Annotated in this window: 15 protein-coding genes and 1 tRNA gene; 10 read left to right on the top strand and 6 right to left on the bottom strand. The window is 64.5% G+C overall.

Annotation, left to right across the window (positions count from 1 at the left end; genetic code table 11):
• Positions 1-7 precede the first annotated feature (7 nt).
• From BLQ28_RS10155 to BLQ28_RS10145, 3 genes are all read left to right on the top strand, one after another.
• Complete coding sequence (locus tag BLQ28_RS10155; protein WP_093238794.1) at positions 8-826, top strand: methyltransferase domain-containing protein; 819 nt, start codon at positions 8-10, stop codon at positions 824-826.
• A gap of 120 nt (positions 827-946) precedes the next feature.
• Positions 947-1,780, top strand: coding sequence for a MetQ/NlpA family ABC transporter substrate-binding protein (locus tag BLQ28_RS10150; RefSeq protein WP_093238792.1), 834 nt, complete (start codon positions 947-949; stop codon positions 1,778-1,780).
• Positions 1,781-1,784: 4 nt separating this feature from the next.
• Positions 1,785-3,137, top strand: coding sequence for an LLM class flavin-dependent oxidoreductase (locus tag BLQ28_RS10145; RefSeq protein WP_093238791.1), 1,353 nt, complete (start codon positions 1,785-1,787; stop codon positions 3,135-3,137).
• A gap of 366 nt (positions 3,138-3,503) precedes the next feature.
• Here BLQ28_RS10145 and BLQ28_RS10140 read toward each other — a convergent pair whose 3' ends face one another.
• The 4 genes from BLQ28_RS10140 to BLQ28_RS10125 are packed head-to-tail and all read right to left on the bottom strand — an operon-like array spanning position 3,504 to position 6,286.
• Entirely contained in the window at positions 3,504-3,854 is a 351-nt protein-coding gene (locus BLQ28_RS10140; protein ID WP_093238790.1) for a hypothetical protein, read from the bottom strand.
• A 27-nt stretch (positions 3,855-3,881) separates the two neighbouring features.
• A complete protein-coding gene (locus tag BLQ28_RS10135) occupies positions 3,882-4,709 on the bottom strand; it encodes a MetQ/NlpA family ABC transporter substrate-binding protein (RefSeq protein WP_093238789.1) in 828 nt (275 codons plus the stop codon).
• A 46-nt stretch (positions 4,710-4,755) separates the two neighbouring features.
• Positions 4,756-5,418, bottom strand: a complete 663-nt coding sequence (locus tag BLQ28_RS10130; protein ID WP_093238787.1) for a methionine ABC transporter permease — start codon at positions 5,416-5,418, stop codon at positions 4,756-4,758.
• Complete coding sequence (locus BLQ28_RS10125; RefSeq protein WP_093238786.1) at positions 5,411-6,286, bottom strand: methionine ABC transporter ATP-binding protein; 876 nt, start codon at positions 6,284-6,286, stop codon at positions 5,411-5,413. Before BLQ28_RS10125 ends, BLQ28_RS10130 begins: the two co-directional genes overlap by 8 nt.
• Before the next feature lie 236 nt (positions 6,287-6,522).
• Here BLQ28_RS10125 and BLQ28_RS10120 point away from each other — a divergent pair, with 236 nt between their 5' ends.
• The 7 genes from BLQ28_RS10120 (at position 6,523) to BLQ28_RS10090 (ending at position 13,959) form a co-directional block, all read left to right on the top strand.
• A complete protein-coding gene (locus BLQ28_RS10120; RefSeq protein ID WP_093238784.1) occupies positions 6,523-7,335 on the top strand; it encodes a MetQ/NlpA family ABC transporter substrate-binding protein in 813 nt (270 codons plus the stop codon).
• A 131-nt stretch (positions 7,336-7,466) separates the two neighbouring features.
• The gene (locus tag BLQ28_RS10115) at positions 7,467-8,246 is read left to right on the top strand and encodes an SIMPL domain-containing protein (RefSeq protein ID WP_093238783.1); all 780 of its coding nucleotides are present in this window, start codon (positions 7,467-7,469) and stop codon (positions 8,244-8,246) included.
• An 80-nt stretch (positions 8,247-8,326) separates the two neighbouring features.
• Positions 8,327-9,431 (top strand): peptide chain release factor 2 gene (gene prfB, locus BLQ28_RS10110; RefSeq protein WP_143012466.1). Its coding sequence is split into 2 segments (ribosomal slippage): positions 8,327-8,407 and positions 8,409-9,431, totalling 1,104 coding nucleotides; the frame shifts between segments, so codons are not numbered across the junction.
• A gap of 5 nt (positions 9,432-9,436) precedes the next feature.
• Complete coding sequence (locus tag BLQ28_RS10105) at positions 9,437-10,123, top strand: HAD family hydrolase (RefSeq protein WP_093238781.1); 687 nt, start codon at positions 9,437-9,439, stop codon at positions 10,121-10,123.
• The gene (gene pepN / locus BLQ28_RS10100; RefSeq protein WP_093238780.1) at positions 10,110-12,803 is read left to right on the top strand and encodes an aminopeptidase N; all 2,694 of its coding nucleotides are present in this window, start codon (positions 10,110-10,112) and stop codon (positions 12,801-12,803) included. Before BLQ28_RS10105 ends, pepN begins: the two co-directional genes overlap by 14 nt.
• 41 nt (positions 12,804-12,844) lie before the next feature.
• Positions 12,845-13,858, top strand: a complete 1,014-nt coding sequence (locus tag BLQ28_RS10095) for a class 1 fructose-bisphosphatase (protein WP_093238778.1) — start codon at positions 12,845-12,847, stop codon at positions 13,856-13,858.
• A gap of 25 nt (positions 13,859-13,883) precedes the next feature.
• Positions 13,884-13,959, top strand: a tRNA-Thr gene (locus BLQ28_RS10090).
• A 59-nt stretch (positions 13,960-14,018) separates the two neighbouring features.
• On the opposite strand, the gene BLQ28_RS10085 is transcribed toward BLQ28_RS10090, so the two are convergent.
• Together BLQ28_RS10085 and BLQ28_RS10080 are read right to left on the bottom strand one after the other, a co-directional pair.
• Positions 14,019-15,407, bottom strand: a complete 1,389-nt coding sequence (locus BLQ28_RS10085; protein ID WP_093238777.1) for a type II restriction endonuclease — start codon at positions 15,405-15,407, stop codon at positions 14,019-14,021.
• Positions 15,404-15,910: a very short patch repair endonuclease gene (locus BLQ28_RS10080; RefSeq protein WP_256327243.1), complete on the bottom strand. Its 507-nt coding sequence runs from the start codon at positions 15,908-15,910 to the stop codon at positions 15,404-15,406. The genes BLQ28_RS10085 and BLQ28_RS10080 overlap by 4 nt, the downstream gene beginning before the upstream one ends.

Genomic DNA, 15,910 nt, shown 5'->3' with positions numbered 1-15,910 from the left:
TGCCGCCATGCACGACACCGCTCACACCCACGGCCAGCACTTCTTCGCGCTGTACTGGCAGCCACACTTCAAGAATGTGGTCGAGCTCGGCAGCCAGAACATCAACGGCAGCCTGCGCGACCATGCGCCTGCCAGTGCCAGCTACCTCGGGCTCGATACCGCGCCCGGTGCAGGCGTCGACCGCGTGGTGGTACCAGGCGCGACGCTGCCGCTGCCCGACGGCTGCGCCGACGTGGTCGTCACCAGTTCGGCCCTCGAACACGACCCGTGCTTCTGGGAGACCTTCCTGGAAATGGTGCGCCTGCTGCGTCCGGGCGGGCTGCTCTACATCAACGCGCCGAGCAACCACGCCTTTCACCGCCATCCGGTCGATTGCTGGCGCTTCTATCCCGATGCGGGCACGGCGCTGGTTGCGTGGGCGCACCGCCGCGGCGCCGAGGTTGAACTGGTCGAATCCTTCGTCGCGAAGCCGGCGGCGCAAGGCTGGTCGGATTTCGTCGCGATCTTCCGCAGGCCCGGCCCGCCGCTGCTGCGCCGCGGGCGGCTGGCGGACCTCGGCGAGACGCAGAACAGCTTCGACATCGAAGCCGTGGGCCTACAGCACGAGCGGCCCGACACCTTCGACATGCGCGCGCTGGCCAACGCACGGCAGCAGTTGCAAGCTTGCGAGCGCGAACGCGACGAATTGCGCGTTCGGGCCGACCGCACGGGCAGCGAACTGCGAAAAGCCTACGAGGCCATCCTGGCCTTGAAGCAGGAGTCGGAAGCGCTACGGCAGCAATTGCTGTCGGTGCAGCCTGCAAGCGGACGCACGGGCACACGCTGATCGCGCCGCCGGCCGATATCCGTCCAGCGGATAACCAAGCGCACAAATCTTCGTTCGCCGGCCAAGCACCGCATCCTAGAGTGCGCAGCTCCTTTCGCCGTCCCTCCGGAGTTGCCCTTGATGCGTTTTTCTTCGCGCGCGCCGTCGCTGGCGCGCTGGTCCGTGCCGCTGCTCGGTGGCCTGGCACTGAGCCTGCTCCTTCACGTTTCCGCTCACGCCGCCGACCTGCGCGTCGGCTTCATGCCCGGCCCCTACCGCGATGCCTTCACGAACGGCATCGAGCCGCAGCTCAAGAAGCTCGGCTACACCGTCAAGTACGTCGAGTTCAGCCAGGGCGTGCAGCCCAACGACGCGGTCGAGCGCGGGCAGATCGACGCCAACATCTTCCAGCACTCGCTGTACCTCAACGCCACCAACAAGCAGCAGAACTTCGACCTCGTGCCGGTGGTGCATGTGCCCACGCCGCCGATGGGCCTGTACTCGCAGCGCCACAAATCGCTCGACGCGGTGCCCGACGGCGCCACGGTCACGCTGCCGGCCGATCCGGTGAACGCGGCACGCGCGCTCAACATCCTCGCGGCCATCGGCTGGGTGACGCTCAAGCCGGGCGTGAGCCCGCTGAGCGTTTCGGAACGCGACATCGCCAGCAACCCCAAGCGCCTGAAGCTGGTGCCGCTCGATGCCGCGCAGGCACCGCGCTCGCTGGCCGATGCCGACCTCGCGGCCGTGCAAGGCAACTTCGCGGTGGCCTCGGGCCTGAAGCTCACCGAGGCGCTGAAGCTCGAAGACATGACGCTGCCCTACGTGAACGTGGTGGCGGTCAAGCGCAGCAACGAGAACGCGAAGTTCGCGAAAGACATCGTGGCGGCCTACCAGTCGGCCGAGTTCCAGCAGTTCTTCAAGGCCAACCCCGTGTGGGCGGGCTACCGGCTGCCCGACTACTTCGCCAAGTAATTCAATGAGCAGCAGCACAACCGCACCCCGCAGGCAACTGCACCTGAACGTCAACATCCTGCACTCGGGCTTCGTGCCCTCGGCCTGGCGTCTGCCCGAGAGCGACCCGTGGGCCTTTGCCGACATCCAGCACTACATCCGCACGGCGCAGATTGCCGAGGCGGCCAAGCTGGACGCGATCTTCCTGGCCGACAACGCGGCCATCGTCGACCAGATCCACTTCCGGCCCATCACCGCGCTGGAGCCCACCATCCTGCTGGCCTGTGTCGCCGCGGCCACCACGCACATCGGCCTGATCGCTACCGCGTCGACCAGCTACAACGAGCCCTACAACATCGCGCGCCGTTTCGCCACGCTCGACCATGTGAGCGGCGGCCGCGCGGGCTGGAACGTGGTGACCACGGCCGACCTGCCCTCGGCACGCAACTTCGGCCTCGACGCCACGCCCGACCATTCGAAGCGCTACGCCCGCGCCTCGGAGTTCACCGATATCGTGAAGGCGCTGTGGGACAGCTGGGAAGACGACGCCTTCGTCGGCAACAAGGCCACGGGGAGCTTCATCGACCCGGCCAAGGTGCATGCGATTGCGCGCCGCGGCGAACACTTTACGGTGCAGGGGCCGCTGAACCTGCCGCGCCCACCGCAAGGCCATCCGGTGCTGGTGCAGGCCGGCGCATCGGCGGATGGCCGCGAGCTGGCGTCGCGCCATGCCGAGGCGGTGTTCTCGGCATCGCAGTCCTTCGAAGAATCGCTGGCCTATGCGCGCGCCCTCAAGACTCGCGCGGCCGAGTTGGGCCGCGGCCCCGATGCGGTGAAGGTGCTGGCCGGGCTCACCACCATCATCGGCAGCACGGAAGCAGAAGCGCGCCGCCGCCGCGACGAACTGGTCGACCTCATTCCGTGGGACTACAGCCTCACGCGCCTCGCCGGCACGCTGGGCATCACGCCCGACCGGCTGAAGCTCGACGAGCGCCTGCCCGACAACCTGCCGTTGCCCGGCAATGGCAACGGCAACCACACCTTCTTCAACGCAGTGGTGGCGGCTGGCCGCACACACGGCTACACGGTGCGCCAGTTGATCCGGGAACTGGCGGGCGGCGGCGGTCACCGTGTGATCGTCGGCACGCCCGAGCAGATCGCGGACGACATCGAGCATTGGTTCAAGGGCGGCGCGGCCGATGGCTTCAACCTGATGCCCGATGCGCTGCCGCACGGGCTGCAGGATTTCGTGGCCGGCGTGGTGCCGATCCTGCAGAAGCGCGGCATCTTTCGCACCGAGTACGAGGGGCGCACGCTGCGTGACCATCTGGGGTTGGCGCGGCCGGGCGGGCGGGCGGCTCAGCGGCTGGCGGCCTGACTGTGCGCGATGGGGGTGTTGCGTTCAGGGCGCGCTCACGCCGATGGCGTACTCCCCTCCGCGAATGTCCCCCGGGGCTGCGCCCCTCCTCCTTTATTTCGCTGCGGGGAGCACGCCATCGGCGTGAGCGTTATCAGAGTAGTCGTTGATCGGCAGCACACCCGCAGCGTGCCCCGTGCGAATGGCACCGGGTGCTCCCCGCAGCGAAATAAAGGAGGAGCGAAGCGGGGGACATTCGCGGAGGGGAGTACCCGGTGTCATTCGCACACACCCTGAATGACCCCGCATCGCGCCACACAGCCAACCCGACGAACATCGGAAAGGTCCTGAACAGATCAGACACGGACTTCAAGAGTCCGCGCTAAATCACCCTTCGTCGGCGTCGTTGCCCGTCATCGACAGCACTTCTTCGACGAACGCATCGAAGAGTGGCAACGCAACAGGCAAGCCTTCAAGAGACTCTGCCTCGCCCGCATCGAAGAAATGCGGCTTGCCAGAAGGCATCGCTGCCCACTCGCCGGCCTCCAGCAGCAGCCCCAGATACCCGTCGACCGTCGGCACGTAGAACAGTCCCGCGCTGTCGAGCACGCGCTGCCCCTTGGCCTTGCCGCGCCCCCAGCTCACCCCCTGCTCCGCTAGGCGCTCGGTGATCCAGCCGTCGCACACATGCGTGTCGCGCCAGCTTCCTTGGGCATCGAATATGGCGAGCACGGGCATGTGGGCGTCCTTGCTTGATGGGTGTGTTTACTGCAGGAAGCTGGGCTTGGCGTAGCCCTGGAACTTGCTGTCGACCACCGCCTTGAATTCCTTCGAGCGGTAGGCCTCGGCGATGTCCTTGGCCCACTGGGTGTTCTTGTCGGCCGTCTTCACGGCGACCACATTGAGGTAGTAGTCGGGCGTCTTCTCGAGCACCACGGCCTCGGTGAGCTTCAGGCCCGACGAGATCGCGAAGTTGCCATTGACGATCGCGTACTCGGTGTCGCCCAGCGAACGCGGCAGTTGTGCTGCTTCGAGCGGAATGAACTTCAGCTTCTTCGGGTTCTCGGCCACGTCTTTTTCAGACGCGCGCAGCGGGTCGATGCCGGCCTTGATGGTGAGGAGCTTGTTCTGCTCCAGCAGCACCAGCGCACGGGCCAGGTTGCTCGGGTCGTTCGGCAGCGTCACGCGGTCGCCTTCCTTCACGTCGGCCAGCGTCTTGCGCTTGGTCGAGTACACGCCCATCGGCGCGATCGGGCCTTGCACCAGTTCGGCAAGGTCGAGCTTCTGGTCGGCCGCGAACTTCTTCAGGTAGACCTGATGCTGGAAGAAGTTGGCGTCGAGCGAGCCCTGGGCCAGCGCGAGGTTGGGCTGCACGTAGTCGTTGAACTCGACCAGCTTGACCTTGTAGCCCTTCTTTTCAAGGATCGGAATGATGCCGACCTTGAGCTGGTCGGCGTTGGAGCCGGCGGTGCCACCGATCACGAGGTTCTTCTTGGCGGGGTCTTGCGCGTGGGCCTGCAGCGAGAGGCCGCCGAACGACAGCGCAACGAGGGACAGGGCGAGAACGGAACGGCGCAGCAGTGCGGTTTTCATGAAATGAACAGAGAGAAGAAGATGAAAAAAGGAAAGCAGGAAAAGATCAACGCTTGTCGAGCCGGCGCGCCGCGGTGTTGCCCACGAACTGCAGGATCTGCACCAGCACCACGAGCAGCGCCACGGTGAGCACCATCACGTCGGTCTGGAAGCGGTAGTAGCCGTAACGGATCGCCAGGTCGCCGATACCGCCGCCGCCCACCACGCCGGCCACGGCCGAGTACGAGAGAAAGCTCACGGCCAGCACGGTCAGCGCCAGCACCAGACCCGAGCGGGCCTCGACCAGCAGCACGCGCCAGACGATCTGCAGCTCCGAGGCGCCCATGGCGTGCGCCGCCTCGATCACGCCGCGCGGCACTTCGCGCAGGCACTGGTCCACCAGGCGCGCCAGGTACGGAATGGCCGCGAACGACAGTGGCACCGCGGCTGCCAGCGGCCCGATGGAGGTGCCCGCGATCACCCGCGTGAACGGCACCAACGCCACCAGCAAGATGATGAAGGGAAAGGAACGGACCGTGTTCACGATCCAGTTCAGCACCAGGAACGCCGGCTTGTTTTCCAGCGACTGGCCGGGGCCCAGCAAGAACAGCAGGATGCCCAGCGGCCCGCCGATCAGCACCGCGGCCGACAGGCCGATGGCCAGCATCATGAACGTCTGGCCCGTGGCAACCCACAGCTCGGGAAGGATGGGAGCGATGTTTTCAAACATAGGCCGGCTCCTGGGCGTTAAGGTTCAGCGAGGCGCCGGGTGCAGCGGATTCGCGGGCTTCGCGCACATCCCTTTCGCGGCGGCGCACCAGCTCGTCGATTTCGCGGCCCAGCGCGGTCTTGCGCTCGGGTCCCGGCGCATCGACGGCGAACTGTTCGATCAGCCGGCCTTTTTCAAGAATGGCTACGTTGCGGCACAGCACCTCGACCACCGACAGTTCGTGCGTGACGATCACGATGGTCACGCCGATCTTCTGGTTGATGTCGCGCAGCGTTTCGAGCAGCGCGCGAGTGGTTTCGGTGTCGAGCGCCGAGGTGGGCTCGTCGCACAGCAGCACCTGCGGACGCGGCGCCAGCGCGCGGGCGATGGCCACGCGCTGCTTCTGGCCGCCCGACAGCTGCGCCGGGTAGGTATCGATCTTTTCGGCCAGGCCCACGAGAGCCAGGCATTCGCGCACCCGCGCATCGATCTCGGCCTTGGAGTGGCGGCCGTGGATCTTCAACGGGAAGGCCACGTTGTCGAACACCGTGGCGTTCTGCAGCAGGTTGAACTGCTGGAAGATCATGCCGATGTTCTGGCGCGTGTCGCGCAGCTCGCTGCGCGAAAGCGTGGTGAGGTCGCGCCCGCCAACGAAGACCTTGCCCGCATCGGGCCGCTCCAACAGGTTGATGAGGCGCAGCAGCGTGGACTTGCCGGCGCCGCTCTTGCCGATCAGGCCGAACACGTCGCCCTGGTGGATGTCGAGCGAGAGCGACTGCACGGCGTCGAACACCTCGCCGCTGGGCAGGGCAAAAGACTTCTGCACCGATTGAAGACGGATGACCGGCGCCGCGTTGCCGCGGCTCGCATCGGACGAAGGATGGCTCATTGGGAAGAAGTGCGGCCAGCGAGAGCGCCGGACACGAAGGTTCGCGAAAAAGGTGCCGAGTATGAAAACAAAGGCGGCAAAAGGGAACGAAGAAAAAGGATGGTGTTTATATACGTAAACACATAAGAAAACCCGAACGCGAGCCATACACGCCATATCGATATGCCTATTCGTTCGTTCCCAATCGCGTGCTGCAGTGCCACATTCGCGCCTTCATTTTTTGATTTCGCGTCACCATGCACACCACTTTCCGCCGCCGCACCTTCGCCCTTGCCACGCTGGCCGCCGCCCTTTTGGCCGGCAGCCCCGCCTTCGCGCAGGACAAGAACACCCTGAAGGTCGGCGTCTCCGTCGGCAGTTCCGAGCAGGTGTTCGAAGTGGTCAAGAAGGTCGCCGCCAAGGACGGCCTGAACATTCAGCTCGTGGTGTTCAACGACTACCAGTTGCCCAATGCAGCGCTGGCCTCGGGCGACCTCGACGCCAACGCGTTCCAGCACCAGCCCTTCCTGGACAACCAGAACAAGGCACGCGGCTTCGACCTCGTGCCCGTGGGCCTGACGATCACGGCGCCGCTGGGCTTCTACTCGCGCAAGATCAAGTCGATCGACCAGTTGCCCGATGGCGCTTCGGTCGGCATCCAGAACGACCCGTCGAACGGCAACCGCGCCCTGCTGCTGCTGCAGGCGGCCGGCCTCATCACGCTGAAGCCCGAGGCGGTAAAGAACAACACTGCCACGCCGCTCGACGTGGTGACCAACCCCAAGAAGCTGAAGCTGGTCGCGCTCGACGCCGCCCAGCTGCCGCGCTCGCTCGACGACCTGGCCATTGCCGCCATCAACAACGACTACGCCGAGAAGGCCGGCCTGTCGCTCAACAAGGACGCCGTGATCAAGGAATCGGCCAAGAGCCCCTACGCCAACCTGATCGCCGTGCGCCGCGCCGACAAGGACAAGCCCTGGGCCAAGCGCCTCGTGGCCGCCTACCAGTCGCCGGAGGTGAAGAGCTTCATCGAAACGCAGTTCAAGGGTTCGCTCGTGCCGGCGTTCTGACCCGGACCGCGGACTTCCCCCTTGCCCCCTGCCCTCTGTGCGCACGACGCGCCCAGGGGGCTTTTTTCTTTTGGCGGGCGTTCGTCTGAAGGTATCTTCCGGGCTCCAACAGCTCACGGAGGGTCCACACCATGTTTTCCAGACGCAGCCTCACCGCCGTCTTTGCCGGTCTCGCGACACTGGCGCTGTTTGGCGTCGCCAACACCGCCTCGGCCCAGCGCGCCACGGACGCCGGCCCGACACCCGGCCAGATCAGCGTGACCGGCACGGCCGCCGTCCGCGTGGCGCCCGACGAAGTGTTCTTGACCATCGGCGTCGAAAGCCGCGACAAGAACCTGCAGGCGACCACCCGCGACAACAGCGACCGCATTGCCAAGGCGCTCGCGGTCATCAAGCGCCACGGCGTGCCCGAGAAGAACGTGCAGCTCAACTACATCCAGGTGGAGCCCGACTTCGACACCAACGTCAGCCGCATCACCCCCGTGGCCTACCGCGCGCACAAGAGCATCGGCATCCGGATCACCAGGCTCGACAGCTTCGAGCCCCTCCTGACCGACCTGTTCGCCGTGGGCGTCAACCAGGTCGAGAACATCGAGTTCCGCAATTCCGACATGCGCAAGCACCGCGACAAGGCCCGCGAACTGGCCGTCGTTGCCGCACGCGAGAAAGCCGACGCCCTGACCGCCCAGCTCGGCGTGAAGCGCGGGCGGGCCGTGCGGATCAGCGAAGACAGCGGCTGGCGCTGGGGCGGCTGGAGCGGCAGCTACCGGGGCGGCCAGAACCTGATGCAGCAAAACACGGTGCAGTCGGCCCCGGGTTCCGGGGCCCAGGGCGACAGCGCGGACGGCGACCTCTCGGTCGGCCAGATCAGCGTCACCGCCACGATCAGCGTGGACTTCCTGCTCGAATAGCCCCGGTTCGGGAGCCCTTTCCACCCGTGAGAAAATACCCGGTTCCCCCGAACACCAACCCTACACAGTCAGGACACCCCATGGACGCAGAACAGATCAACCAAATCGGCGCAATGCTCGCGGACCTGAGCGTCCGCACGGTCGATTTACGGAGGTATCTTTGACTACGATGCCAAAGCTGAACGACTGAGGACAGTCAACGCATCGCTCGAAGACCCGAACGTCTGGAACGACCCGAAGAAGGCCCAGGAACTGGGCAAAGAGAAGAAGTCGCTCGACGACGTGGTCGTCACGCTCGACCGGCTCACCAACGGGCTCTCGGACAACACCGAGCTCTTCGAAATGTCGAAGGCCGACGGCGACATGGACGGCCTGCAGGCCATCGCCGATGACGCGGGCCTGCTCGAAGCCGACATCAAGCAGCTTGAATTCCGCCGGATGTTCAACAACCCGGCCGATCCGCTCAACGCCTTCATCGACATCCAGGCCGGCGCCGGTGGCACCGAGGCTTGCGACTGGGCCAGCATGCTGCTGCGCCAGTACCTGAAGTACGCCGAGCGCAAGGGCTTCAAGACGCAGATCGAAGATGAGACGCCCGGCGACACCGCCGGCATCAAGGGCGCGACCATCAAGGTCGAGGGCGACTACGCCTTCGGCCTGCTGCGCACCGAGACCGGCGTGCACCGCCTGGTGCGCAAGTCGCCGTTCGACTCGTCGGGCGGGCGCCACACGAGCTTTGCCAGCATCTTCGTGTACCCCGAGATCGACGACTCGATCGAGATCGACATCAACCCGTCGGACGTGCGCACCGACACCTTCCGTGCCAGCGGCGCGGGCGGCCAGCACATCAACAAGACCGACTCGGCCGTGCGCCTGACGCACATCCCGACCGGCATCGTGGTGCAGTGCCAGGACGGCCGCAGCCAGCACAGCAACCGCGACGTGGCGTGGAAGCGCCTGCGCTCGCGCCTGTACGACCACGAGATGCGCAAGCGCCAGGAAGAGCAGCAAAAGCTCGAAGACAGCAAGACCGACGTGGGCTGGGGCCACCAGATCCGCAGCTACGTGCTGGACAACAGCCGCATCAAGGACCTGCGCACCAACGTCGAAGTCTCGGCCACGCAGAAGGTGCTCGATGGCGACCTCGACGTGTTCATCGAAGCCTCTTTGAAGCAAGGCGTGTAAATCCAATGAGCCTGACGCACGGCAAGGTCGAAGCCTTCATCTTCGACATGGACGGCACCATGATCGACTCCATGCCCTGGCATGCGCGTTCGTGGGTCGAATTCGTGGCGCGCCACGGGCTGAAGCTCGACGTGAGCGACATCCTGGCGCGCACCACGGGCCGCACCGGCACCGAGTGCATGCGCGAGCTGTTCGACCGCGAGCTCTCCGACGAGGAGTGCCAGGCCCTGGTGCACGAGAAGGAAGAGATCTACCGTGCCATGTTCAGCGACAACTTCACCGAAGTCGCGGGCTTCACCGCCTTCGCCAAGGCCGCCGTTGCGCGCGGCTTGAAGGTGGCGGTGGGCACAGCGGGCGACAAGGGCAACATCGAGTTCGCGATGTCGCGCCTGAAGATGGACCCGCTGCCGCTCGCCATCGTCGGTGGCGACGAAGGCTTCAGCGGCAAGCCCACGCCCGCGATCTTTCTTGAAGCCGCGCGCCGCATCGGCGTCGCGCCCGAGCGCTGCATCGTCTTCGAAGACGCGCCCTTCGGCATCGAAGCCGCCCGCCGTGGCGGCATGCGCGCCGTGGCCGTGTGCAGCACCCATACCGCCGCCGAGCTTGCCGGCCCCCATGTGATTGCCGCGGTTCGTGACTACAACGAACTCGCCCATTCGAATTTTCTGGAGACCCTCGATGCTGCTGCGTGACGCCCAAGGCCAACCGATTGCCATTCGCCGCGAAGACTATGCCGCTCCGGCGTACTGGATCGACACCGTCGACCTCACCTTCGACCTCGACCCCGCCAAGACCCGCGTGCTCAACCGCATGCAGATGCGCCGCAACCCCGAAGTGCCGGTGGAGCCGCTGCGCCTGCACGGCGACGAACTGAACCTGGCGCGCGTGCTGGTCAACGGCCAGGGCGCGTCGTTCCGCATGGAAGGCGATCAGCTCGTCATCGATGGGCTGCCCGACGCCTTCGAACTCGAAATCTTCACCACCTGCTGCCCCATCAAGAACACCAAGCTGATGGGCCTGTTCGTGAGTGAAGACACCTTCTTCACGCAGTGCGAGGCCGAGGGCTTCCGCCGCATCACCTACTTCCTCGACCGTCCGGACGTGATGGCGATGTACACCGTGACGCTGCGCGCCGCCAAGGCCGCCTATCCGGTGCTGCTGTCGAACGGCAACCTCGTCGAACAGGGCGACCTGCCCGAAGGCCGCCACTTCGCTAAGTGGGTCGACCCGTTCAGGAAACCCAGCTACCTGTTCGCCCTGGTGGCGGGCAAGCTGGTCGCACGCGAGCAGCGCATCAAGGCGCGCAACGGCAAGGAACATCTGCTGCAGGTGTACGTGCGCGCCGGCGACCTCGACAAGACCGAGCACGCGATGAACTCGCTCATCAACTCGGTGCTGTGGGATGAAGCCCGCTTCGGCCTGCCGCTCGACCTGGACCGCTTCATGATCGTCGCCACCAGCGACTTCAACATGGGCGCCATGGAAAACAAGGGCCTGAACATCTTCAACACGAAGTACGTTCTGGCCAACCAGGCCACCGCCACCGACGCCGACTACAGCAACATCGAAAGCGTGGTCGGCCACGAGTACTTCCACAACTGGAGCGGCGACCGCGTGACCTGCCGCGACTGGTTCCAGCTCTCGCTGAAAGAAGGCCTGACCGTCTTCCGCGACCAGGAATTCAGCCAGGACCTGTGCGCCGACGCCTCGGCCCGCGCCGTGAAGCGCATCGAAGACGTGCGCGTGCTGCGCACCGCCCAGTTCCCCGAAGACGCCGGCCCCATGGCCCACCCGGTGCGGCCCGACAGCTACATCGAGATCAGCAACTTCTACACCGTCACCATCTATGAAAAGGGCGCCGAAGTCGTCCGCATGATGCAGACGCTGGTCGGCCGCAAGGGCTTCGAGAAGGGCATCACCCTCTACTTCGAACGCTTCGATGGCCAGGCCGTGACCTGCGACGACTTCGCACAGGCCATTGCCGACGCCAACCCCGATTCGGAACTGGCCCGCCAACTGCCGCAGTTCAAGCGCTGGTACAGCCAGGCCGGCACGCCCCGCCTGGCCGCGCACGGCGTGTACGACGCGCAGAACCGCAGTTACACGCTGAGCGTGGTGCAAAGCTGCCCGCCCACGCCGGGCCAGCCGACCAAGGAACCCTTCGTCATTCCGCTGAACATCGGCCTGCTCGATGCCCACGGCCGCGAACTGCCGGTGCAGCTCGAAGGCGAAAGCGAAGTGACGCGCGGCACGCGCACGCTGGTGCTGTCGCGCGCCGGCGAACAGCTCACCTTCGTGGGCCTCGACGCCGAACCCGTGCCTTCGATCTTGCGCGGCTTCAGCGCGCCGGTGATTCTCGACTTCGAGTACTCCGACGCCCAACTGCTCACCCTGCTGGCCAACGACCCCGACCCGTTCAACCGCTGGGAAGCCGGCCAGCGCCTGGGCCTGCGCGCCGCGCTGCAAGGCATTGCCGCGCTGGCGACCGACACCACCCCGGTGCTGAACGACGCCTACATCGACGCCATGCGCAGCGTGCTGCGCAACCCGCAACTCGACGCCGCCTTCAAGGAACTGGTGCTCACGCTGCCTTCGGAAACCTACATTGCCGAGCAGCTCGAAGTGGTCGATCCGCAGCGCGTGCACCTCGTGCGCGAAGCCATGCGCGCGCAACTGGCCACCGCCCTCTTTGCCGACTGGCAGTGGGCGTATGAAGAGAACCACGACACCGGCGCCTACAGCCCCGACCCGACCTCGTCGGGCCGCCGCGCGCTGGCCGGCATGGCGCTCAACTTCTTGTGCCTGGCGGCGCGCGCCTCGGGCGATGCTGTGTGGCCCGGCAAGACGCTGCAGCGCTTCAAGGACGCGGGCAACATGACCGACCGCTTCAACGCGCTCAACGCGCTGGTGTTGTCGGGCCACGCGCTCGCGGCGCAGGCGCTGGCGCGCTTCCACGCGATCTTCAAGGACGAGGCGCTGGTCATCGACAAGTGGTTCTCGCTGCAGGCCGGCGCCGGCGACCGCGGCGGCGACATCCTGCCGCTGGTCAAGCAGCTGATGAAGCACCCGGACTTCTCGCTCAAGAACCCGAACCGCGCACGCAGCGTGATCTTTGCCTATTGCAGCGCCAACCCCGGCGCCTTTCACCGCCCCGACGCGGCCGGCTACGTGTTCTGGAGCGACCGCGTGATCGAGCTCGACGCCATCAACCCTCAGGTGGCCGCCCGCCTTGCGCGCGCGCTCGACCGCTGGAGCAAGCTGGCCGAGCCGTACCGCAGCGCCGCGCGCGAAGCGATTGCCCGCGTGGCCGCCAAGCCCGACCTGAGCAAGGACACGCACGAAGTCGTGACCCGCGCCCTGGCCGGAAACTAAGCAAGCCGGCAACCCAGCAGCAAGAGACACACAGAAAGCATATGGCTCAACAAAAGATTTCCCTCACCCGCTACCTCGTCGAACAACAGCGCGCCGACGGCCTTATTCCCGGCCAGTTGCGCCTGCTGCTCGAAGTGGTGGCCCGCGCCTGCAAGAGCATCAGCCAGGCCGTCAACAAGGGCGCGCTGGGCGGCGTGCTCGGCACCGCCGAGAGCGAGAACGTGCAGGGCGAGATCCAGAAGAAGCTGGACATCATCGCCAACGAAGTGCTCATCGAGGCCAACGAATGGGGCGGCCACCTCGCGGCCATGGCCAGCGAGGAAATGGACAGCATCTACGTGGTGCCCAACCGCTACCCGCAGGGCGAATATCTGCTGATGTTCGACCCGCTCGACGGCAGCAGCAACATCGACGTGAACGTGAGCATCGGCACCATCTTCAGCGTGCTCAAGAAGCCCGACGAACACCCCGGCGTGCAGGAAAGCGACTTTCTGCAGCCCGGCACGCAACAGGTGGCCGCCGGCTACTGCATCTACGGCCCGCAGACCACCCTGGTGCTGACCGTGGGCAACGGCGTGGCCATGTTCACGCTCGACCGCGAGCAAGGCAGCTTCGTGCTGACGCAGGAAGACATCCAGATTCCGGTCGATACGAAGGAATTTGCGATCAACATGAGCAACATGCGCCACTGGGACGAGCCCATGAAGCGCTACATCGACGAATGCCTGGCCGGCAAGGAAGGCCCGCGCGGCAAGGACTTCAACATGCGCTGGATTGCCAGCATGGTGGCCGACGTGCACCGCATCCTGATGCGCGGCGGCGTGTTCATGTACCCGTGGGACAAGCGCGAACCCGAAAAGGCCGGCAAGCTGCGCCTGATGTACGAGGCCAACCCGATGAGCTGGCTGGTCGAGCAGGCCGGCGGCGCGGCCACGAACGGCAAGCAACGCATCCTGGACCTGAAGCCCACCAAGCTGCACGAGCGCGTGAGCGTGATGTTGGGTTCACGTAACGAAGTTGAGCGTTTGACCCAGTACCACGCCGAAAAGGCCTGAAGACGTGGCTATAATCTGAGGCTTCGCCGGTGTAGCTCAGTCGGTAGAGCAGCTCATTCGTAATGAGAAGGTCGGGTGTTCGATTCATCTCTCCGGCACCAAAAAGTAAAAGCCCCGCTATCTCAGATAGCGGGGCTTTTTTACTCTGAAGGACATCATTTCAATGATTTGCACTTCTTGCGCGCCAGAGCGGGAAGCGCCGCTTCCGAATATGGGTCTCAAAAAACTCCCCGAAAGAGATGACGTTTGCCTGTCGCCGGTAGGCGGCCGCATCCGAGGCCTTTAGTGACTCCGGTACAACGAGGCAGATTCCGGCTTCGGCCATTTCCGAGATCACGCTGGCAGCGACGTTTTCGTCAACCGTCGCGAGATAGAGATCGCAATTCCGGATTTCGCCGTGAACCTGCTTCCAGCGCTCGCGCAGCGTCGTTTTGGCACTGAGCACAAGTGCCTCCTGCCGGATCCGCGTGGGATCCGAATAGAGAAGAAAGTCCGGAAGCACGAAATCTGGTCTCTTCTTAGACTCGATAACGACCTGTGCCTCATATGGAATTCCGCCGTCCTTCAAAAGTCGTTCGATATGAAGCTCGAAAGACTTCCCCGCACGAGACTTGCGCTGCTGTGCCGCAGATAAAAGCACTTTGTCGATGCGCGGAAATTCGGTGATGAGCGATCGGATAGCGCCCTCAACCGTAGTAGTGGCGCTGTCGAGCCCAAAGACGATACGGACCAGTTCTACGGATCTCGCTCGCAGTTCGAAGTCCTTGAACAGACGATATTCAATATCCCGACTGATGCGCATGACCGCATCTCCCGGCGCGGCGAGCGCGAATGGATCGAGCAAGTTGAGGGAATTGGCGTTCATGTACTCCGTTTGCGCCAGTTCGGCCATCCTGCTGGTGCTCGGAATCGCCGCATGGATCGCTGCAAATTCAACCAGCGACCCTTCACGCCAGGCAACCACGGCTTGCTCGACATAGCTGAGCGCTCGATCCGCAGAATCCCGGGCGGCGGCTTCCGGGACAAAACAGCCGGAGATGAAGTCCGAGGCAAAACGGAAAAGATCGTGTAGATAGCCGACGCCAAGCCCTCCGGAGTCGGCAATGAATGCCGTGAACTGCAACTCGCCTGTGCGCAGTCGTCGCCGCGCAATAAGCAGGAACGATGCCGGGCTCACGCCGCGGAATGGCTCCTTGACTACGTTGGTGAGATGCGTTTCCTGACCTTTGCTTGTGTAGTGAACGAGCCGGGCAGTTTTGGTGACTTCTGCCTGCGGCCAATGCAGGTCAAACCAGATTTCGCGAATGGGTGCTCCGCCTCCGGCACGTTCCTTCAGGCTTAAGGGCGGAAAAAACCCACCATCCCTATCCTCGTGCGGTATGTAAACGCCGCCTTGATGGGCACTCGGGTTCTCGCTCCATTGCCAATCGTTCAACGAAAGTTTTTTCAGATAGACCTGCTCCGCCCCCTCAAGAACAGCCGCGAGTTCGTCCAGTGAAGCTTCCGACTCGAACGTAAAAAGGTCGCTTTGCAGCAAATCGTTGGTCACTTTTTCTTCTCGTTTTGGGCGCGCTTTACTTCCGGCCGCGGGAGAGCGGCGCCCATCGGCGCTCGCAGCTCTAGATGCCCAGCCCCTACACGCACCCAGTTTTCAAGGCAGTCAAGCAGGCTCGCAAACTCCTCCATCGGCCTGCCACGAATCGCGCACTCCCAGATCGTCGCGGTGCGCCACCCGAGGGCATGCAGCGCGTCGAGCGTCCTGGCATCGCGTGCGCGATTGGCATCTATCTTCTCTCTCCAGAACTCGGTGTTCGAAGCGGGAAGTCGAAAAAACGAACAGTCATGACCGTGCCAGAAGCATCCGTGCATCAACACCGCGGCTTTCGCCGCCATGAACGCGATGTCCGGCCTCCCCGGCAAAGATCGGTTGTTCAACCGGTAGCGAAGTCCCCTCGCATGCAAGGCCTTGCGCACAACCATTTCGATCTTTGTGTCGCGGCCACGAATGCCGGACATCATCCGACTACGCGTGGCGCTATCGACTATGTCCAC

Origin of the sequence: Variovorax sp. EL159, assembly GCF_900100965.1 — a bacterium.
GTDB lineage: Bacteria > Pseudomonadota > Gammaproteobacteria > Burkholderiales > Burkholderiaceae_C > Variovorax.
The sequence above is the reverse complement of the archived record's forward strand: the minus strand, read 5'-3'. Positions and strand labels throughout refer to the sequence as shown.